This is a genomic window from Methylobacterium sp. 285MFTsu5.1, assembly GCF_000383455.1.
Taxonomy (GTDB): Bacteria; Pseudomonadota; Alphaproteobacteria; order Rhizobiales; family Beijerinckiaceae; genus Methylobacterium.
Window position 1 is genome coordinate 91,407 of the sequence record NZ_KB911278.1, and the last position, 19,406, is coordinate 110,812.

At 71.9% G+C, this 19,406-nt stretch carries 22 protein-coding genes; 11 read left to right on the forward strand and 11 right to left on the reverse strand.

Annotated elements, in window-relative coordinates; genetic code table 11:
• Positions 1-6 precede the first annotated feature (6 nt).
• The 7 genes from H288_RS0115275 to H288_RS0115305 form a co-directional block, all read right to left on the reverse strand.
• Positions 7-1,062: an ABC transporter ATP-binding protein gene (locus tag H288_RS0115275; RefSeq protein WP_020093448.1), complete on the reverse strand. Its 1,056-nt coding sequence runs from the start codon at positions 1,060-1,062 to the stop codon at positions 7-9.
• Positions 1,059-1,994 (reverse strand): ABC transporter permease, encoded by a 936-nt coding sequence (locus tag H288_RS0115280; protein WP_020093449.1) that lies wholly within the window; start codon positions 1,992-1,994, stop codon positions 1,059-1,061. Before H288_RS0115280 ends, H288_RS0115275 begins: the two co-directional genes overlap by 4 nt.
• 14 nt (positions 1,995-2,008) lie before the next feature.
• Complete coding sequence (locus H288_RS0115285) at positions 2,009-2,962, reverse strand: ABC transporter permease (RefSeq protein WP_020093450.1); 954 nt, start codon at positions 2,960-2,962, stop codon at positions 2,009-2,011.
• A 160-nt stretch (positions 2,963-3,122) separates the two neighbouring features.
• Positions 3,123-4,745, reverse strand: a complete 1,623-nt coding sequence (locus H288_RS0115290) for an ABC transporter substrate-binding protein (protein WP_020093451.1) — start codon at positions 4,743-4,745, stop codon at positions 3,123-3,125.
• Positions 4,746-4,852: 107 nt separating this feature from the next.
• Positions 4,853-5,236 carry an oxalurate catabolism protein HpxZ gene (gene hpxZ, locus H288_RS0115295; protein ID WP_020093452.1) on the reverse strand — a complete coding sequence of 128 codons (384 nt, stop codon included), beginning with the start codon at positions 5,234-5,236 and terminating at the stop codon, positions 4,853-4,855.
• A complete protein-coding gene (locus H288_RS0115300; RefSeq protein WP_020093453.1) occupies positions 5,233-6,633 on the reverse strand; it encodes an AtzE family amidohydrolase in 1,401 nt (466 codons plus the stop codon). The genes hpxZ and H288_RS0115300 overlap by 4 nt, the downstream gene beginning before the upstream one ends.
• Positions 6,630-6,824 carry a DUF4089 domain-containing protein gene (locus H288_RS0115305; RefSeq protein WP_020093454.1) on the reverse strand — a complete coding sequence of 65 codons (195 nt, stop codon included), beginning with the start codon at positions 6,822-6,824 and terminating at the stop codon, positions 6,630-6,632. The genes H288_RS0115300 and H288_RS0115305 overlap by 4 nt, the downstream gene beginning before the upstream one ends.
• 767 nt (positions 6,825-7,591) lie before the next feature.
• Between H288_RS0115305 and H288_RS0115310 the strand changes: the two genes are divergently transcribed.
• The 3 genes from H288_RS0115310 (at position 7,592) to H288_RS0115320 (ending at position 8,841) form a co-directional block, all read left to right on the forward strand.
• Entirely contained in the window at positions 7,592-7,972 is a 381-nt protein-coding gene (locus H288_RS0115310) for a DUF6481 family protein (protein ID WP_020093455.1), read from the forward strand.
• A gap of 171 nt (positions 7,973-8,143) precedes the next feature.
• Complete coding sequence (locus tag H288_RS0115315) at positions 8,144-8,449, forward strand: hypothetical protein (protein WP_020093456.1); 306 nt, start codon at positions 8,144-8,146, stop codon at positions 8,447-8,449.
• A gap of 104 nt (positions 8,450-8,553) precedes the next feature.
• Complete coding sequence (locus H288_RS0115320; protein ID WP_020093457.1) at positions 8,554-8,841, forward strand: hypothetical protein; 288 nt, start codon at positions 8,554-8,556, stop codon at positions 8,839-8,841.
• 14 nt (positions 8,842-8,855) lie between these two features.
• Here H288_RS0115320 and H288_RS0115325 read toward each other — a convergent pair whose 3' ends face one another.
• From H288_RS0115325 to H288_RS0115340, 4 genes are all read right to left on the reverse strand, one after another.
• Positions 8,856-9,062, reverse strand: a complete 207-nt coding sequence (locus tag H288_RS0115325) for a hypothetical protein (protein ID WP_020093458.1) — start codon at positions 9,060-9,062, stop codon at positions 8,856-8,858.
• A 189-nt stretch (positions 9,063-9,251) separates the two neighbouring features.
• Positions 9,252-9,917, reverse strand: a complete 666-nt coding sequence (locus H288_RS0115330) for an HAD family hydrolase (RefSeq protein ID WP_020093459.1) — start codon at positions 9,915-9,917, stop codon at positions 9,252-9,254.
• A 154-nt stretch (positions 9,918-10,071) separates the two neighbouring features.
• On the reverse strand, positions 10,072-10,494 hold the full coding sequence (locus tag H288_RS0115335) for a DUF2934 domain-containing protein (protein ID WP_020093460.1): 423 nt from the start codon (positions 10,492-10,494) through the stop codon (positions 10,072-10,074).
• Positions 10,495-10,603: 109 nt separating this feature from the next.
• Positions 10,604-11,071, reverse strand: a complete 468-nt coding sequence (locus tag H288_RS0115340) for a hypothetical protein (protein ID WP_042675064.1) — start codon at positions 11,069-11,071, stop codon at positions 10,604-10,606.
• Positions 11,072-11,261: 190 nt separating this feature from the next.
• Here H288_RS0115340 and H288_RS0115345 point away from each other — a divergent pair, with 190 nt between their 5' ends.
• The 8 genes from H288_RS0115345 (at position 11,262) to ybeY (ending at position 19,373) form a co-directional block, all read left to right on the forward strand.
• Positions 11,262-11,828 carry a NifU family protein gene (locus H288_RS0115345; protein WP_020093462.1) on the forward strand — a complete coding sequence of 189 codons (567 nt, stop codon included), beginning with the start codon at positions 11,262-11,264 and terminating at the stop codon, positions 11,826-11,828.
• A gap of 288 nt (positions 11,829-12,116) precedes the next feature.
• The gene (gene tsaB, locus H288_RS0115350; protein ID WP_026604975.1) at positions 12,117-12,791 is read left to right on the forward strand and encodes a tRNA (adenosine(37)-N6)-threonylcarbamoyltransferase complex dimerization subunit type 1 TsaB; all 675 of its coding nucleotides are present in this window, start codon (positions 12,117-12,119) and stop codon (positions 12,789-12,791) included.
• Entirely contained in the window at positions 12,788-13,303 is a 516-nt protein-coding gene (locus H288_RS0115355) for a GNAT family N-acetyltransferase (protein WP_012317649.1), read from the forward strand. Before tsaB ends, H288_RS0115355 begins: the two co-directional genes overlap by 4 nt.
• A gap of 4 nt (positions 13,304-13,307) precedes the next feature.
• The gene (locus tag H288_RS0115360; protein WP_020093464.1) at positions 13,308-14,174 is read left to right on the forward strand and encodes a lysophospholipid acyltransferase family protein; all 867 of its coding nucleotides are present in this window, start codon (positions 13,308-13,310) and stop codon (positions 14,172-14,174) included.
• Positions 14,175-14,517: 343 nt separating this feature from the next.
• On the forward strand, positions 14,518-16,254 hold the full coding sequence (locus H288_RS0115365; protein ID WP_026604976.1) for an L-lactate permease: 1,737 nt from the start codon (positions 14,518-14,520) through the stop codon (positions 16,252-16,254).
• Positions 16,255-16,409: 155 nt separating this feature from the next.
• On the forward strand, positions 16,410-17,747 hold the full coding sequence (gene miaB, locus H288_RS0115370) for a tRNA (N6-isopentenyl adenosine(37)-C2)-methylthiotransferase MiaB (RefSeq protein WP_020093466.1): 1,338 nt from the start codon (positions 16,410-16,412) through the stop codon (positions 17,745-17,747).
• A 127-nt stretch (positions 17,748-17,874) separates the two neighbouring features.
• Positions 17,875-18,891, forward strand: a complete 1,017-nt coding sequence (locus H288_RS0115375; RefSeq protein WP_244435166.1) for a PhoH family protein — start codon at positions 17,875-17,877, stop codon at positions 18,889-18,891.
• Between the two features lie 2 nt (positions 18,892-18,893).
• Complete coding sequence (gene ybeY, locus H288_RS0115380) at positions 18,894-19,373, forward strand: rRNA maturation RNase YbeY (protein WP_026604977.1); 480 nt, start codon at positions 18,894-18,896, stop codon at positions 19,371-19,373.
• Positions 19,374-19,406 lie beyond the last annotated feature (33 nt).

Below are 19,406 nucleotides of genomic sequence, written 5' to 3' on the forward strand. Positions count from 1 at the left end.
GGGTGCTCATGCTGCCAGCGCGCCCGCGGGCGCCGCGGAATGGCCGGAACCCGGCTGGCGGGCGAGGCAGGCGACGCGGTGCAGCGGCCGGATCGTGTCGAGGGGCGGCTTCGTCCGGCCGCAGACGTCCTCCGCCAGGGCGCAGCGCGGGTGGAAGCGGCAGCCCGGGGGCGGGTCGATCGGGTTCGGCGGGTCGCCCGCGAGTAGCGCCGCCTGGGTGCGGTTGTCGGGATCGAGCGACGGCATCGAGGCGAGCAGCGCCTCGGTGTAGGGGTGCGCCGGCGCGTCGAGCACCGTGTCGGACGGGCCGATCTCGGAGACCCGGCCGAGATACATCACCATCACCCGGTCGGAGATGAAGCGCACGACGTTCAGGTCGTGGCTGATGAAGATGTAGGTCAGGCCGAACTCGGCCTTGAGGTCGAGGAGAAGGTTCAGGACCTGCGCCTCGACCGACTTGTCGAGCGCCGAGACCGCCTCGTCGAGGAGCACCAGCCGCGGCTCCAGGGCGAGCGAGCGGGCGATGTTCACCCGCTGGCGCTGGCCGCCGGAGATCTCGTGCGGGTAGCGGCCGGCGAAGCGCTTCGGCTCCAGCCCGACCCGGGCGAGCAGCCCGCGGGCGCGCTCCACCGCCTCGCGGGCGGGCACGCCGTTGACCTTCGGGCCGAAGGCGATCGACTGCTCGACGGTCATGCGCGGGTTGAGGGACGCGTAGCTGTCCTGGAACACCATCTGGGCCTGGCGGCGGTAGGACCGCCAGGGCATGGCGCGCTCGCCGACCGGCTGGCCGTCGTACAGCATCGTGCCGGAATCGCGCTCGATCAGGCCCATGAGCAGCTTGGCGGTCGTCGACTTCCCGCAGCCGGATTCGCCGACGATGCCGAGCGTCTCGCCCTTCAGGACATCGAAGTCGACGCCGTCGACCGCGCGGACGACCTGCTTCTTGCCCCCGGCCTTGCGGACCGGGAAGTGCTTGACGAGGCCCGAGACCGACAGGAGCGGCTGAGCGGGTCCGCCGCGGTCGCGGGCGAACGGGTCGGGGGCGTCCGGGATGACGCTCACTGGCGAATCTCCATGGCGGACCGGAGCCCGTCCGAGAACAGGTTGAAGGCGATCGAGACGATGAAGATGCAGACGCCCGGGAGGGCGGCCACGACCGGATTGACGTAGATCGCGGTGCGCAGGGTGTTGAGCATCAGGCCCCATTCGGGCTCGGGCGGGCGCACGCCGAGGCCGAGGAACGAGAGGCCGGAGGCCAGGATCATCGAGACCGAGATCAGGCTGGTCGCGTAGACGAAGATCGGCCCGACGACGTTGCCGAGCACCTGCACGCGCATGATCGTCAGGGCCGAGGCGCCCGACAGCTTGGCGGCGTCGATGTAGTCGCGCTTGCGGATGCCCGTGGTGACGCTCTCGGCGACGCGCGCGATCTGGGGCACGAACACGCAGGTCAGCGACACGATCGAGTTGAAGATGCCGGCGCCGAGCGCCCCGGACAGCGCGATCGCCAGCAGCACCGACGGGAAGGCGAAGAACACGTCGATGGTGCGCATCAGGATCGTGTTGGTCCAGCCGCCGACGTAGCCGGCGAGGATCCCGATCGCGGAGCCGATCACGAAGGCGATCAGCACCGGCGTGACGCCGATGAACAGCGACAGCCGCGAGCCCAGCATCAGCCGGCTGATCATGTCGCGGCCGAGCTCGTCGGATCCGAGCCAGTAGGTGGCGTCGCCGACGTGCCTGAGGCGGCGCAGCATGGAGCCCTTGTAGGGGTCCATCGGGGTGATCCAGGGCGAGAGGATCGCGATCAGCACGACGATCAGGATCACGGCGCCCGCGCCCATGGCGACGGGGTCGCGCACGAGCCGGTGGCCGACATGGCCCCAGAAGCCCCGCGACGGGGCGAAGGCGGCCTCGGGCCCGTGGGTCACGTCCTCGGCGGCGAGGACGCCGCCGTCGAGGGCCACGGAGGCCGCGGTGACGGGAACGGTCATCGTCGGGCTCCGGCTCAAGCGCGCTCGATGCGCGGGTCGAGGGCGGTCTGCATCACGTCCACCAGCAGGTTGAGGAGCACGAAGAACATCGCCAGCACGAGGATCGAGCCCTGGAGCAGGGGCAGGTCGCGCTGGAAGATCGCGGCGTTGAGAAGGAAGCCGGTGCCCGGCCACGCGAACACGGTCTCGACCAGGATCGAGCCGCCGAGCAGGTAGCCGAGCTGCAGGCCCATGATGGCGAGCGCGGTCGGGGCGGCGTTGCGCACGACGTGGCGGAACACGCCGCGCTCGTCCATGCCCTTGGCGCGCAGGGCCTCGACGAAGTCCTGGGACAGGATGTCGGCCACCAGCGCCCGGACCGTGCGGGCGATGATGCCCATCGGGATCACCGACATCGTGATCGCCGGCAGGATCAGGTAGCGCAGGTGCTCGAAGTCGGGCCGCCAGTTTCCGGAGCCGTCGGGCCCGGCCCCGGTGGGCGGCAGCCAGCCGAGATTGGCCGAGAACACGATCACCAGGACCATGCCGAGCCAGTAGTGCGGCACGCTCACGCCGAAGACCGACACGGCCGAGGCGGCCCGGTCGGCCAGCGAGTTGCGGTGATAGCCCGCCACGAAGCCGAACAGGGTGCCGAAGGTGAAGCCGATCACGGTCGCCACCGAGGCGAGGATCAGGGAGTTCACCACGGCGCGGCTGACCTCGCCGAGCACCGGGCGGCCGGTGGCGATGGAGGTGCCGAGATCGCCGTGCAGCACGTGCCAGAGCCAGATCAGGTACTGGACCGGCAGCGGCTTATCGAAGCCGTAGGCCGACCGCATCTCGTCGATGGTGGCCTGGGTGGCGTCGGCGGGCAGGACCGCGCTCAGGGGATCGCCCGGTGCGAGGTGGACGAGGAGGAAGCAGACGACGCTGACCCCGAACGCCACGGGCGTCACGTAGACCAGTCGTTTGAGGATGTAGAGCAGCATTCAAGGGCCTGTTGTCTACTCAGCCGAGACTATTCCCCTCCCCCTTGTGGGGAGGGGTCAGGGGTGGGGGTGGTTCAGGAGGCACCGCAACGCCCTATCCTGCACCACCCCCACCTCCGGCTCCTCCCCACGAGGGGGAGGAGAGAGGCGCCCCGTTACGCTACCGCCCCGCGGTCGCCATCGTAATCTTCGAGAAGTCCTGGAACCAGTTCTGCGCCTGGACGAAGCCCTTCACCTTGGGGCTCATCGCGCGCGGATTGACGTCGTGCGTGATCATGATGAACAGCGCGTCGTCGACGTACTTCTCGTGGACCTTCTCCAGGACCTTCGTCTGCTCGGCCTTGTCGAAGGTGTTGCGGACCTGATCGAACAGCTTGTCCATCGCCGGATCGCAGTAATAGCCCCAGTTCGTGCCGTTCGGCGGGGCGAAGTTGCACTGCAGGTGGCGGATGAAGCCGGTGAAGGGGTCCTGGATGAAGTACGAGTAGTTGATCGCCGAGACGCCGCGGGAGATGTCGGCCTTGGCCCCGGCCCGCCAGATGTTGATCAGCGTGTTCCACTCCACGACCTCGTAATCGACCTGGATGCCCACGTCGGCGAGGTTCTGCTGGACGAACTCGTTCATCGGCAGCGGCTGCATCTGGCCTGAGCCCGAGGCCGAGATCGCGACCTTGAGCTTCAGTGGCTTGGCCGCGCTGTAACCCGCCTCGGCCAGCAGCTTCTTGGCGGCCTCCGGGTCGTACTTGATGTCGAAGGTCGGGTGGCCGAACCACTGGTGACCGGGCGGCATGAAGCCCTTGGCGGGGATCGCGAGGCCGCCGAGCAGCTCCTTCAGACCCTCGCGGTCGATGGCGAGGTTCGCGGCCTTGCGCACGCGGATGTCGTTCCAGGGCGAGCCCTCGACCCGCGACAGGTGCCACGTCCAGTTATGCGGGTAGGCGTTGGTGACGATGGTGAAGCCGGCGCTCTTCAGCGAGGCCACGGAATCCGGCGCGGGCGCCTCGATCCAGTCGACCTGTCCGGAGCGGAGGGCGGCGGTCCGGGCGTTGGCCTCCGGCAGCGGGATCAGCACGAGCTTGTCGAGCTTCGGCACGCGGTCCTTGTCCCAGTACTCCTTGAACGGGACCATCTCGGCGCGCTCGCGCGGGGCGAACAGGGTCAGCTTCCACGGGCCGGTGCCCGAGGGCTGCTTGGCGAAGGCGTCCCAGGACTTGCCGAGCTTCTCCCACTGGGCCGGCGACGACATCATGATCCAGGCGATCTGGTAGGGCAGCGTCGCGTCGGGGGCCTTGGTGGTGATCTCGACGGTCAGCGGGTCGACCGCCCGGTAGCTCGCGACCGCCGGGATGCGGGTCTTGCCCTGCGCGGACTGGCGCGGGTCGTATTGCGGCGCGTCGGCCTTCAGGAGCTTGTCGAGGTTCCAGACTACCGCGTCGGCGGTGAAGTCCGAGCCGTCGTGGAATTTCACGCCCGGCCGGAGCTTGAAGGTCCACTTGGTCTTGTCGGTGGCGTCGACGCCCCAGCTGGTCGCGAGTCCCGGCACGAGGTCGGAGGCCAGCTCGGCGCTCGACAGGTCCCAGTTGATGAGGCCGTCATAGACCGTGTAGCCCATGAACCGCATGCCCTCGCCGCCGTTGTCGGTCTGGCCGGTGGTCAGCGGGATGTCGGAGGCGGTCATGCCGATCCGCAGCGTCCCCTGCGCGAGGGCAGCGGTGCTCGCGGAGAGCGCCAGGGCACCGGCCAGCGCGCCACGGGCGCCGAGTTTTCTCAGACGGGACAGCATCTTGGGTCGGGTACTCGCGTTGGTCCGCGCCAGACGGCGCGGAATACGCTCGACCGTATGCAAGCCCGCGGCCACACGCCCCCGCCGGGGCGCGGGCCGCTCCGCGGCTAGTCCGCGTCGATCAGGCTCACGTGGGCTGCGACCACCCGCCAGCCCTCCGGGAAGCGCGCCCAGGTCTGGCTCTGGCGACCGATCTTCCCCGGTGCGCTGGCGCGGGTGAACAGCGTCATCGCGGTGGCGAAGTCGCGCCCGTAGGTGGTGATCTGCGTCCGCGCCAGGGTCCGCTCCAGGCCCACCGGGGAGCGGGCCCGGCGGAAGGCGCGGATCGCGTCCATGCCGTAGAGGTTCTCGCCGATCCCGTAGCGGATGGTCAGCGGATCGTCCCGGAACAGCGCCTCCAGGGTCGGGACGTCGTTGGTGGTGAGCGCCGTCTCGTAGGCCCGGAACGCGGCCGCGACCTCGGCCTTCACGGCGGGATCGTCGATGATCATCGGGCAAGCTCCGCGATGGGCGCCGTGCTGACGCCGGTCCGTTCGAGATAGCGCGCCGCGCGCAGGACGAGATCCTCGCGCCAGGGTGCGGCGATGATCTGGACGCCGAGCGGCAGACCGGCGTCGAGCCGGACCGGCGCCGCCACGACCGGGAGGCCGATGAAGCTGACCGGCTGCGTGAACACGCCGATATTGGCGCGCACCGGCAGCGTCACGCCGTCGAGGACGAAGTGGGTCTGGCCGCCCCTCGGCGCGCGGCAGGGCGTGGCCGGGGCCAGGATCACGTCGACGGTCTCGAACAGCTTCAGCACCCGCGCCCGGTACCAGCGGCGGAACCGCTGCGCCCGCTCCACGTGGGGCGCCGGGATCATTGCCCCGGCGATCAGCCGGTCGCGCACCGCCGGGTCGAAATCCTGCGGCCGGGTGCGGAGACGGTCGAGGTGGAGCGTGGCGCCCTCCGCGGCGGTGATCAGGTAGGCGGCCGCGCGGGCGCGGTGCGCCTCCGGCAGCTCGACGGTGCGCCGCGCGCCGAGCGCCTCGGCGGCGCGCGCCACCGCCGCGAAGGCTTCCGGATCGCCGTTGCGGGCGAAATGGCCGCCGGCCACCGCGACGCGCAGGCCGTCGATCCCCGCCTCGAGCCGCGGCAGGACCGGCTCCGCCGGGCGGAGCGTCGCCACCGGATCGTCCGGATCGGGGCCCTGCATGGCGTCGTAGGCGAGCGCGAGATCGGTCACGCTCCGGGCCATCGGGCCGAGATGGTCGAGGCTGCCCACGAAGGGGAAGCTCCCCGCGCGGGTCAGCCGGCCGTAGGTCGGCTTGAGACCGTAGCAGCCGCAGAACGCGGCGGGGACGCGGATCGAGCCGTTCGTGTCCGAGCCCAGCGTGAGCGGCACCATCCCGGCGGCGATGGCCGCGCCCGAGCCGCCCGACGAGCCGCCGGTCATGTGATCCAGGGCGTGCGGGTTGTGGGCGTCGCCGTCGTGGATGTTCTCGCCGGTGAAGTCGTAGGCGTACTCACCCATGTTGAGGGCGCCGACGAGGATCGCCCCCGCGGCCTCCAGGCGCCGGACCAGGGCGCCGTCCCGCTCGGCCGGCGGCCGCTCCCGGTTGATCTTCGATCCGGCGCGGGTCGGCAGGCCGTCGATGTCGATCAGGTTCTTCACCGCGAACGGCACGCCGGCCAGCGGGCCCGGCAACGCCCCCTCGCGGCGCGCCGCGTCCTGCGCGTCGGCCCGGGCCAGGGCGCGGGCGGACAGCACGTCGGTGAAGGCGCCGACCCGGTCGTCGAGGCGCCCGATCCGGTCGAGCGCCGCCGTGACGGCCTGCCGCGCGGTGGTCCGGCCATCGGCGATCGCTGCGGCGATCGCCGTTGCCGTCGAGGGATCGCTCGCGCTCACGCTTCGAACCTCGGGGCCGCGTCGATCTCGTCGGCGAGCGGGAAAGCCTCCACCAGCTCGGCCGCCGCGGCCAGGACGCGCAGATTCGCGGTCACCGGGGCGATCCACGCGGGGTCGAGGGTGAGGCCGAGCAGGGCCGCCGCGGCCGCGGCGTAGCTCTCGGGATCGTACGGGGGGCGGGTCTCGGACATGGAACTCCTCAGGCCGATCGCGCGGGACGCGATCGATCGCGGCAAGCAGGCCCTGTGCCGCGAGCCCGCGCGCAGTGCCGCGAACCGGCGCGCCTGCGTGCCTAGATCATAGGCAGACAGGGACGTGCTGGCGATGGATTCGATGCGCTCCGATCCGCATGCACAAGAATTAGGCGGCGGCGGGAGGACCTTTTCTGGGCACGCCCGTGCGCCGGAGCGGAATCGCGACCCTTTGCGGGATCGAAGGTTCGGCAACGGATACGCTGTCGATTTTGCAGGTCTGCCTTGTGATGGAAGTATAGGTCCGTCCAGCGGACAGCTGCGCGACGGGCGCCGGGCGAACACGAATCTTGTCTTCGCCCGGCGCGCGACCCATCTAGGGCTGGCAGGCAAGTCCAGGGGATGGATGCGCGCCCACCTGTCGAGCACCAAAGCCTCTGCCGGCCGCCGGCCTGAGGTATTTCCGCACCGCGGGTCGAAACTCTTACAGAGTGGGCCGGGATTGTCGCCGGACCGGCCGCCTGCGCAGGTCTCGCCGATTGCATCTCGTGTGAAGCTCTGTTTAAGGGCTCTGCGATCTTCGAACAATGGTCCGACCCGAGCGTTCAGACGCAGGCCGAACGCTCGGGTCGGACCATCGGTACAGCCGGTGGATCGGTGCGGTTCCGGGGCGCGGGGATGGCGTCGGAACCTGCAGACTCCGTACGTGCCCGGCCCCGCCGGATGTCCCCGCGACACGCGAGACGTACCCAACTGAGAAAGGTCAGATGAGCGCATTCGACTACAGGAATTTCGACGACCGTCGCCAGAACTCGCAGAACGCCAAGGCCGCCCTGCTGGCCAAGTTCAAGGCGCGCCCCCCGTCCGACGACCCCGAGGTGATCGCCAAGGCGAAGGCCCGCGCCGAGGTCGCCAAGGCCCGCGAGGAGCGCTCCCGCGAGCGCGAGGCCGCCCGGATCGCCGCCGAGCGGAAGGCCGCCGAGGAGAAGCGTCAGCGGGAGGAGGCGGAACTCGCCGCCCAGATCGCCCGCGAGGCCGCCGAGCTGGCCGCCGCGCAGGAGCGCAAGTCGGCCGACCTGGCCGCCAAGAAGGCCCAGCGCGACGCGCGCTACGCGGCCCGCAAGGCGAAGGTCAAGACCAAGCGCTGAGCGCAGGCCGTCGGCTCACCCGAGCTTCGGACGCCCAAGACGCCCGCCCGCAAGGCGGGCGTCGTCGCGTTCGGGGGGGCGTGTCCGCACCCGGCAACCAACGCGCGCGGCAACGCGTTGAGGGCGGCCGAACCGCGACGCGCCCGTCCGGCGCGGGCAGCCGAGGCCGCGATGCTTTCCCGATCCCGACTGGTTCTCCCCGCGGTCCTCGTCCTCGCCGCGCTGCCCTTCGCCGTCGCGCCCCGGACGGCCCGCGCGCAGGGGGCGGACTCGGTGATGGCCTGCGAGACGCTGATCGCCGCCCGGCGGATCGACGCGGCCTCGGGCAGCGGTGGCCCTGCCCCCACGGAGGCCGGCTGTCGGCGGATCCCGCGCAGCGCCATCGGCACCGTGGAGCAGCGGGCCCTGATCGGCGGGGCGCCCTACGAGTGCCTGACCGTCGCCGGCGGGGGGCCGTGCCGCTGGATCGTGCCCTGACGCGAAGGCTGTCGATTATTGCCGGAGCCCGCACTCTGACCAAGCTTCACGGGTGATCGAGACGCTCTATCTGTGTCTCGAGCGAGTGAGGTCCGAACGTCAGTATGCCGAGTACCCTGGCAAGCACGCGCGTATCGATCGTGGCAGCGACTTGGATCGTCTCGGCCCTGGCCGGCGGGGCCGCCCGCGCGGAGCCGCCGATCCGGAGCCCGGAGGACGCGGCCTGCCGCAACGAGGCCCGCGCGAAGGTGTTCTCGGCGCCCAACCCGCAGGGTCTCGAACTTGAGGAGATCGGGCGCCGGATCTACTTCGCCTGCATGGACCGCGTCGCGAAGGCGGCCGCACCGGCGGCGAAGCGGGGTGGCCGGCGCCATCGGCACCGGCGGCATTGACCCGCGACGCGGGGTCAGGCGTCGAGCGGCGCGCCGATCCGGGCGCGGAGCCGCAGCCGCAGGGCCTCGTTACCGCCTTCGGCGTCGAGGGCGGCCATCAGGCGGAGCAGCTGGCTGAGCGGGGTCGACCGGCTCTCGACCGCGTCGGCGATCTGCTCCGGCAGCGACTTGGCGACCGGTACGAAGCGCGGTGCCGGGCTGGCCTGGTGAGTCTGGGGCATGCGAGGCGCTCGTCCTTCGAAGGAGTCCAGATTGGCGGGCGGGTCGCTACGCCTTTCGATCGACGGGCACCAGTCCTTTTCGCGTGAATACGTAGCCGGCATCGCTCCGCGTCACCGCGCTGCAACAGCGCGGCGGGAATGTGTGGATGATGCCGGACCCGCCGCGGAATCCGCTTGCCGGGCCGGCGCTCAGCCGCCCGTCAGCGGCGACTCCGCGAATCGGTCGAGCAGATCCTCGGGGTCCCGGTAGATCGCCGCGCAGCCGGCCGCCCTCAGGTCCGCCTCCGGAAAGCCGCCGCAGAGGAGGCCGACGGTGCGCAGGCCCGCCTTCGCGGCGGCCTCGGCGTCGTAGGGGGTGTCGCCGACGACGATGATCGCGTCGGGCGGGACGCCGTCGAGCTTCGCCAGGGCGGCCTCGAAGATGTCGGGGTGCGGCTTGGACCGGTCCGCGTCGTCCGAGCTCGTGGCGACGTCGACGAGGTCGCCGATCTCCAGGATCTCGGTGTAGTGCTCGACCTCGGAGCGCTTGCCCGACGAGGCGAGCGCGATCTTCAGCCCGGCGGAGCGGATGTGCTCGAACAGCGGCCGGACACCCGGGAACGGCCGGACCTCGGACAGGTAGCGCCGTTTGAACAGGTCGGAGCGGTAGGCCTCGATGGTCTCGCCCTCCCGCGCGATCCGCTCCTCCGACAGGAAGACCGGCATCAGCTCGTCGCCGCCCTTGCCGATCTGCCGGCGGACTTCGGCGAAGCCGGTTTCCACGCCGAAATGCGCGAAGGCCTCCACCCAGGCGCGGGCATGCAGGTCGACGCTGTCGAGCAGCGTCCCGTCGATGTCGAAGATCACCGCGCGCATCGCAGCCCCGTCGCGGAGCCCTGCGCCCGCATCAGGCCGGACAACCTACCGGCGCCCGGCCTGTTCCGCGCCGGGCCCACGAACGACGGAAGCCCGCCCCTGCGCGAGGGGCGGGCTCCGGGAGAGGCCGTGGTGGCGCCGCGGCGCCGACCCTTCAGTGCATCGAGGCCGGGGTCCGGGCGGGCTTCGCCTTGGCGGCGAGGCCGGCGGTCACCGCGGCCTTGGAGGCGCGGGCGGGCTTCGGGGCCGCCGGCTTCGCGGCGGCCTTCACGGCCGCGGGCTTGGCAGCGGCGGTCTTCGACGCGGCGGTCTTGGCGGCGGGCTTGGCAGCGGCGGTCTTGGTGGCAGCGGTCTTGGCGACCGGCTTGGCGGCGGTCTTCACCGGCGCGGCCTTCGCGGAGGCCTCGACGGGCTTGGCGGCCTCGACCGTCTCGGACGCGGCGGCGGCGAGCATTGCGTTCGCGCGCAGCTCGGACTCGGCGCGGATCCAGTGGGCCGCAGCGTGCCCGTGAATCCGGCCCTCGTTCTCCCAGATGTAGTAGGCGCACTCGCGCACGTGGTGCTCGCTGATCAGCATGCGGTCGATCTCCTGTCCGTCCCGGGGACGACGATGGGAGAGCCGGGTTAAGCGTCGGTTAACCCTGCCGCCGGCGACCGGTCGCGGTGCGCGCGCGCTTCGGGCCGCCCTACTGGGCGATCCCCAGCACCCGCCGCGCCTCGGTCAGCAGCACGGCGTGCCGGGCCGCGCCCGGACCCTGATCCGGCGCCTCGCGGCCGGCCCGGGCGATCAGGTCCTGGAAGCGCCGCCGGTCGAGGGCCCGGTGCCCGATGCTGGCGAGGACCGCGCCCAGGACGATCCGGACCGCCTCGGTGCGCTCGTCGGCCATCGCAGCGGCTTCGGACGCGGCCGCGTTCGCCTGCGCGTCCACCTGCGTCTCGGCCCGCGCGGTCGCGGCCGCCTCCGCGCGGGTCTGCGCCTCCGCGAGCGCCGCGGCGAAGCGCTGCCCCTCCTGCCAGGCCTGGTCGTGCTGATGCGTGCGCAGCGCGAGCAGCACCTTGAGCGAGGCCGCTTCCGCGCGCGCCGCGTCCAGCTTGGCTTGGGCCTCGCGCAGATCCTTCAGCAAGTCCTGCGCGAGGGTCTGGTCCGCGGTCATGTCCACTGCCGGCTCCTCTGGCGTTCGACGGCGTTCGTCCTGTCGCGCCGTCGGCCGAATGTCCACTCTCGCGCGCCGGCGGGACCGGACGACAGGTTGAGAAAATCCGATCGCCGGTCCACATGGGAGGCGGCGCCTCGCGGCGCCTGTCCCGGCCGGCCTTGAACCGGCGCAGCGGAGTATCGCCACCATGTTCATCCAGACCGAAGCCACGCCGAACCCGGCCACCCTGAAGTTCCTGCCCGGCCGCGTCGTGCTGGCGGAATCGACCTTCGAGGCGCGGGACGCCGAGGCCGCCGCCCGCTCGCCCCTGGCCGCGGCGCTGTTCACCGTCCCGGGCGTGGCGGGCGTCTATTTCGGCCACGATTTCATCTCGGTGACCAAGGCCGAGGACGGCTCGGACTGGGCGCAGGTCAAGCCGGCGGTGCTCGGCGCGATCATGGAGCACTTCCAGTCCGGCGCGCCCGTGATGGCCGAGGGCGGCCACGGCGAGATCGAGCCGGGCGACGAGTTCTACGACGAGGCGGACCACGACACCGTCGTGACCATCAAGGACCTGCTCGAGACCCGGGTGCGCCCGGCGGTGGCGGGCGATGGCGGCGACATCACCTTCCGCGGCTACAAGGAGGGCGTGGTCTATCTGGAGATGAAGGGGGCCTGCTCGGGCTGCCCGTCCTCCACGGCGACCCTGCGGCATGGCGTGCAGAACCTGTTCCGGCACTTCCTGCCGGAGATCCGCGAGGTCCAGGCGATCTGAGGATTTGCGCCCGCGCCGCGGTGCGGGCGGCACGCCGGAGGGCCGGAACGGCACTCGGCTGCCCCCCGGCTCCCGCCTTCGCGGCGGAGCCGGGGGCCGGTGCGCCGGACCCGTCCGAGGCCGCGGGCGCGCACCGGCGCAAGCCGGCAACACTCCACCGGTGATCCGCCCGGTGCGGGCGCCCCGCCGCTGACGAGGCGGCGGTTTTGCTCTAACGCTGGAGGCTCTTCGCGCCCGTCGCGGCGCAGGGAGGCAACCGTCGGCGCGGACCGGCCTGTGGGAGTGAGCGTGCGTATCCTGGCCATCGACACAGCGCTGGACACCTGCGCCGCCTGCGTCATGGCGGAGGAGTCCGAGGCGCCCCTCGCCGCCGAGTCGCTGCCCATGGCGCGCGGCCACGCGGAATCCCTGCTGCCGCTGATCGAGCGGGTGATCGCCCGGGTCGAGGGCGGATTTGAGGCGATCGACCGGGTCGCCGTGACGGTCGGACCCGGCAGCTACACCGGGCTGCGGGTCGGCCTGTCGGCGGCCCGCGCCATCGGCCTCTCGACCGGCAAGCCCGTCGTCGGCGTCGGCACCCTCTCAGCGCTCCTCGCGCCGCTCCTGGCCGACACCGTCGCGGGCACGATCGCCGCGGTGATCGACGCCCGCCACGGCGCCGTCTACGTGCAGGCCCTCGGGCCGGGCGATGGCCTCGCGCCCGCGCATCTCGCCGTCGAGGCGGCGGCCGAGCAGCTGGGCGACGGCCCGGTGGTGCTGACCGGCTCCGGCGCGCCGATGCTGGCCGCCGCGCTCGCCGCACGCGGCGTCGCGGCGCGCGTCGCCCATGTCGGCGGTCCCGATATCGCGGCGGTGGCCTCCCTCGGCCTCGTCGCCGACCCGGCGCAGGCCCTGGCGCGGCCCCTCTACCTGCGGGGGCCGGATGCCCGGCCGCAGGACCACGCGCGGATCGCACGGCGATGACGCGCCCGCTGCCCTTCTGGCCCTTCGACTGGTGGTTCGCGTGGTGGGACGCGCTGACCCCGGAGCCCTACGTCGCGCCGCTCCGCGACGCCGCGCAGGCCCCTGCCCTCGCCCGCCTCCACGCGACCGCCTTCGCGCGGCCCTGGGACGCGCACGAGTTCGAGCGGATGCTCTGCGAGCGCTCGACCCACGCGCACGCCCTCTGGCGCGCGGGCGTCCTCCAGGGCTTCGTGCTCTCGCGCCGGGCCGCCGACGAGGCCGAGATCCTGACGGTCGTGCTGTCCCCGGCTCTGCGCGGCGGCGGCCACAGCCGCAAGCTGCTCCGCGAGCACCTGGCGAGCCTCGCCCTCGACGGCGTCGCCCGGGTGCATCTGGAGGTCGACGAGGGCAACGCTCCCGCGCTGCGGCTCTACGCCCGGCACGGCTTCCGGCAGGTCGGTTCGCGCACCGGCTACTATCTCAAGGCCGACGGCAGCCGGGCGACCGCGCTGACGATGAGCGCCGACCTGTGACGCCGTGAGCCGCCTCGGCATCGCCTGGCGCGTCGCGGCCCTCGCCCTCGCCTTCGCTGTGCTGGGACCGCCCCACTGGATCGCCCTGCGCCTCCTCGGCCGCCGCGCGACCCTGGCGCCGATCCTGTTCCACCGCGTCTTCCTGTGGCTGTTCGGGGTGCGGGTCACGCAGAGCGGGACGCCCCCGGCCCCCGGCGAGGCGGCTCTGGTGCTCGCCAACCACGTCTCGTGGCTCGACATCATCGCGGTGGGCTCGCTGCGGCCGCTCTCCTTCGTGGCGAAGTCCGAGATCGCCGGCTGGCCGCTGATCGGCGTCCTCGCGGGGCTCCAGCGGACGATCTACATCGACCGGCAGCGCCGCGGCGCGACCGCGAGCGTCAGCACCGCCATGGGCCACCGCCTGGCCGAGGGGGAGCTGGTCGTCCTGTTCGCGGAGGGGACCACCGGCGACGGGACCCGGCTCCTGCCGTTCCGCTCCTCCCTCGTCGGCGCCGCCCGCGCGGCGCTGCAGGCCGAGGCCGGGCGCGGACGGGTGCGCCTCCAGCCGCTCGCCATCGCCTATCCACGGCGCAACGGCCTGCCGGTCACGCGCGCCGAGCGCGCGGAGATCGCGTGGTACGGCGACATGGAGCTGGTGCCGCACCTCGCGACCTTCGTGCAGGGCGGCCCCATCGACGTGCACGTGGTCTGGGGCGCGCCGATCCCCTTCGAGGCGACCACCGACCGGAAGGTCGCCACCGCGGCCGCCGAAGCCGAGGTGCGCGCGGCCCTGCGGGGCGCCGGCACGGGCGCCGGCACCGCCCCGGCACCCGACACGCGGCCGGCCGCCCCGGGGATCGGTCTCCAGGGGCCGGAGATCGCGCCGGTCTGAACCCTCGGCGCTGCGCCGGACGCTGCTCCCGCGTCGGGATCCGGAGCCGGCGCGCCCGCGACCCCGGCACCGTGGGAGGCGCGCGCGGCCTGCTTTTCCACGCCTAAGCTCCTGGACGCGAACGGAATCCTGTCTCAGATCCAGATTTTACGCCTGGTCCGGACGGGTCTGATCCTTTCGAGACCAGCTCGTCGCTGTTCGACCGGGCGGATCCGCCGATCCGCGCGAGAGTAAGCCGGTGGAATCACCGTCAGAATACATGATTCAACGCATTGAGCGGCCGGAACACGTCTGCTAGCTAGGCCGCAATCCGGAACAGACGGAAATTATTGGAGGACGCCCGGTGCAAACCTGGAACCAGGTTTACGACCCGTTCGGGAGCCCGTGGCTCTCGACGCTCGCCGCTTCAGTGCCGGTCATCGCACTGCTCGCCATGATCGCCAGCGGGCGCGTGAAGGCCCATATCGCGGCGGTCATCGCCCTCGGCCTCGCCATGCTGGTGGCCATCGTCGGCTTCGGCATGCCGACCGATCTCGCCACCCGCGCCGCCATCCTCGGGATGGTCACGGGCTTCTTCCCGATCGGCTGGATCATCCTCAACGTCATCTTCCTCTACCGGCTCACGGTGGAGAAGGGCTGGTTCGCGATCCTGCAACAGTCGGTGGCGGGCATCACCGCGGACCGACGCCTCCAGCTGCTCCTGGTGGCCTTCGCGTTCGGCGCCTTCTTCGAGGGCGCGGGCGGCTTCGGCACGCCGGTCGCCGTCACGGGCGCGATCCTGATCGGCCTCGGCTTCTCGCCGCTCGCCGCGTCCGGCCTGTCGCTGATCGCCAACACCGCGCCGGTGGCCTTCGGGGCGCTCGGCGCGCCGATCCAGGGCCTCGCCTCGGTCACCGGCTACCCGCCCGAGATCCTCGGCGCGATGATCGGCCGGCAGCTGCCGCTGTTCTCGCTGATCGTGCCGTTCTGGCTGATCTGGGTGTTCGCGGGCTTCCGCGGCATGATCCGGGTGTGGCCGCCGATCCTGGTCTGCGGCGCCTCCTTCGCGGTCGCGCAGTTCCTGATCTCGAACTACGTCAACCCGTGGATCGTCGATATCGGCGCCTCGCTCGCCTCGATGCTCGCGCTGGTGCTGTTCCTGAAGGTCTGGCAGCCCAAGGAGATCTGGTCGTCGCCGGCCCTGCGCGGCCACGATCCGTCGCTCGCCGTCGCCGGTCCGCGGCCCGTGGCGCTCGGCGCCGGCGTGCCCGGCACGCCCCCGGTCCATACCGGCGCCCGCACCGCCTCGCAGGGCGAGATCCTGATGGCCTGGGTGCCGTGGATCATCCTGTCGATCGTCGTGGCCGTCTGGGGGACCGGCTGGTTCAAGGGCATCGTCAACCCGCTCTTCACCTGGAAATACGAGGTGCCGGGCCTGCACAACGTGATCATGAAGGTGCCGCCGGTGGTGGCCAAGCCGGTGCCGGAGGGCGCGGTCTTCCTGTTCACCTACATGTCGTACACCGGCACCGGCGTGCTGATCGCGGCGATCATCTCCGGCCTGATCATGCGGTTCTCGCCGCTGCGCCTCGTCACCGCCTACTTCGAGACCATCTGGGCCCTGCGCTACTCGCTCATCACCATCGCGGCGATGCTCGCGCTCGGCGTCCTCACCCGCTACGCGGGCGTCGACGCCACGCTCGGGCTGGCCTTCGCGGGCACCGGCATCCTGTACCCGTTCTTCGGGACGCTGCTCGGCTGGCTCGGCGTGGCGCTCACAGGTTCCGACACGGCCTCGAACGTCCTGTTCGGCGGCCTGCAGCGGATCACCTCCGAGCAGCTCGGCCTCTCGGGCGTGCTGATGGCGGCGGCGAACTCGTCGGGCGGCGTGATGGGCAAGATGGTCGACGCCCAGTCGATCGTCGTCGCCTCCACGGCCACCGGCTATTTCGGCCAGGAAGGCAAGATCCTGCGCTTCGTGTTCTGGCACTCGATCGCGCTGGCCTGCCTCGTCGGGCTGTTCGTGATGCTGCAGGCCTACGTGCCGTTCTTCCAGCAGATGGTCATCGACCTGCCCGCGGCGGCGCCGGCCGCCCACTGAGGCCGGTTCGACCGCGACAGCCTCTGACCGGCCGCCCTCGGGCGGCCGGTCGCGTTTCGGGCGCCGCGACGGCCCCCGCGATCCGTGCTACAGGCCGCGTGCCGGGCCCCGCGGGGCGGGTGCAAGGATCATCGGACGGTTCGGGACGGCGCGCGTTGAAGAAGGCTTTCGTCAAATCCTACGGTTGCCAGATGAACGCCTACGACGCGGCCCGCATGGCCGACGTCCTCGGCGCCGAGGGCTACACGGCGACCGACACGGTCGAGGACGCGGACGTCGTCGTCCTCAACACCTGCCACATCCGCGAGAAGGCCGCCGAGAAGGTCTATTCCGAACTCGGCCGCCTGCGCGTGCTCAAGGGTGAGCGGAAGGCGCAGGGCCTCGACACGCGCATCGTGGTCGCGGGCTGCGTCGCCCAGGCCGAGGGCGCCGAGATCCAGGCGCGCCAGCCCGCCGTCGACGTGGTCGTCGGCCCGCAGAGCTATCACCGGCTGCCGGACCTGCTGGCGCGCTCCCGCGAGCGCCGCGTCGTCGACACCGAGTTCCCGGTCGAGGACAAGTTCGACCACCTGCCCCGCCGGCGGACGCTGGGTTCGTCGGCCTTCCTCACCGTTCAGGAGGGCTGCGACAAGTTCTGCGCCTTCTGCGTGGTGCCCTACACGCGGGGCGCGGAGGTCTCGCGCTCCGTGGCGGCGGTGCTCGCCGAGGCCGAGAAGCTCGCCGACGGGGGCGTCCGCGAGATCACGCTGATCGGCCAGAACGTCAACGCCTATCACGGCGACGGCCCCGACGGCGCGCCCGCGGGCCTCGCCGACCTGGTGCGCGCGGTGGCGAAGATCCCCGGCATCGCGCGGATCCGCTACACGACGAGCCACCCGAACGACTTCGACGACGCCCTGATCCGGGCGCACGCCGAGGTGCCGGCCCTGATGCCCTACCTGCACCTCCCGGTGCAGTCGGGCTCCGACCGGATCCTCGCCGCGATGAACCGCAAGCACACCGGCGACCAGTACCGCCGGCTGATGGACCGGATCCGCGCGGCGCGGCCCGACATCGCCCTGTCCTCCGACTTCATCGTCGGCTTCCCCGGCGAGACCGACGCGGACTTCGCCGAGACCCTGCGGCTCGTGCGCGACGTCGGCTTCGAGAGCGCCTTCTCGTTCAAGTACAGCCCGCGCCCCGGCACGCCGGCCGCCGACCGCACCGATCAGGTGCCGGAGGCCGTGATGGCGGCCCGGCTCGCCGAGCTGCAGGCGCTCCTCGACGGCCAGCGCCACGCCTATCAGCGGGCGGCCGTCGGCCGGGTCTTCGACGTTCTGGTCGAGAAGCCCGGGCGGCACCCCGGTCAGGTCGCGGGCAAGACGCCGCACCTGCTGGCCGTCCAGTTCGACGCCGCGCCTCACCATATCGGACAGGTCGTGCCCGTGCGGATCACCGAGGCAGGGTCCAACAGCTTGTTCGGGGAACTCGTCTCCGCGGCTGCGGCGGCGTGAGGAGCGGAGCGGTCGGGATGATGGCGAGGATGGCGGCTTGAGCGCGTCGGACGGTGCGGGCGCGCGCGGCGCGCTCAAGGGGCGCGGCCCGGCGGCGCGGCCGGCCGGATCGGACGAGGCGGTCGAGGTGCCGCTGACCTTCGACGACAACCGCCTCGCGAGCCTCGTCTTCGGCCAGTACGACCAGAACGTCGCCCATATCGAGCGCCGGCTGGAGGTCACCGCCACCGCGCTCGGCAACCACCTCGTCATCAAGGGACCGGCCGACGCCGCCGAGACGGCGCGGCGGGTGTTCCAGAAGCTCTACGCCCGGGTGCGGACCGGCGGCAGCACGCTGACCCTCGGCGACGTGGACGGCGCCATCCGCGAGGCCACCGCGCAGGCGACCCTGTTCCCGGCCGAGGTCATCGCGGCCGAGGCCGACAGGCCGCATTTCGAGCAGATCGCCACCCGCAAGCGCGGGGCCGTGCGGGCGCGCAACCCGGCGCAGGACGCCTACATCAAGCTCCTGCGCACCAACGAGCTGGTCTTCGCCGAGGGCCCGGCCGGGACCGGCAAGACCTGGCTCGCCGTCGGCCACGCCGTGTCGCTCCTGGAGCAGGGCCATGCCGAGCGGCTGATCCTGTCCAGGCCCGCGGTCGAGGCCGGCGAGCGCCTGGGCTTCCTGCCGGGCGACATGCGCGAGAAGGTCGATCCCTACCTCCGCCCGATCTACGACGCCCTGTACGACTTCATGGAGGCCCGCCACGTCGATCGCGGCCTCCAGACCGGCCAGATCGAGATCGCGCCGCTCGCCTTCATGCGCGGCCGAACCCTCACCAACGCGGTGGTGCTGCTCGACGAGGCGCAGAACACCACCTCCATGCAGATGAAGATGTTCCTCACCCGCCTGGGCGAGGGCTCGCGCATGATCATCACCGGCGATCCGAGCCAGATCGACCTGCCGCCGGGCCAGAAATCCGGCCTCGTGGAAGCGGTCAGCGTGCTGGAGGACGTCGAGGGGATCGGGCACGTGCGGTTCAAGGACGTCGACGTGGTCCGCCACGACCTCGTCCGCCGGATCGTGACCGCCTACGAGCGCGCCGCCCACGGCAGCGCGGAGGCCGACCGCAACCCGAATCCCCGCCGCCGGCCCCTGGCGTGACCATGCCCCACGAGATCGACCTCGCCGTCGAGGACGCGCGCTGGGAGACGGCGGTTCCGGACCTCGAGGCCCTCGTCACCCGCGCCGTCGAGGCCGGGCTCGCCGTCGCCCCCGAGAGGCCGGACGGTCCCGTCGAGGTCAGCGTCCTGCTGACCGACGACGCCGCCGTCCGGGAACTCAACAGGACCTGGCGCGGCAAGGACAAGCCCACCAACGTCCTGTCCTTCCCGGCCGCCCCGCAGCCGCGGCATGCCGGGACCGCCGCGCCCCTCGGCGACGTGGTCCTTGCGTACGAGACCCTGGTGCGCGAGAGTGCGGAGCAGTCGAAGCCGCTCCAGAATCACCTCGCCCACCTCCTCGTCCATGGCACCCTGCATTGTCTCGGTCAGGACCACGAGATCGGCGAGGCCGAGGCCGATGCCATGGAAGCCCTCGAGGTCGCGGCACTCGCGACCCTCGGCATCCCGGATCCCTATGCCTGAGCGCGCGACGTCCGAGCGACCCCAGACCCGAGA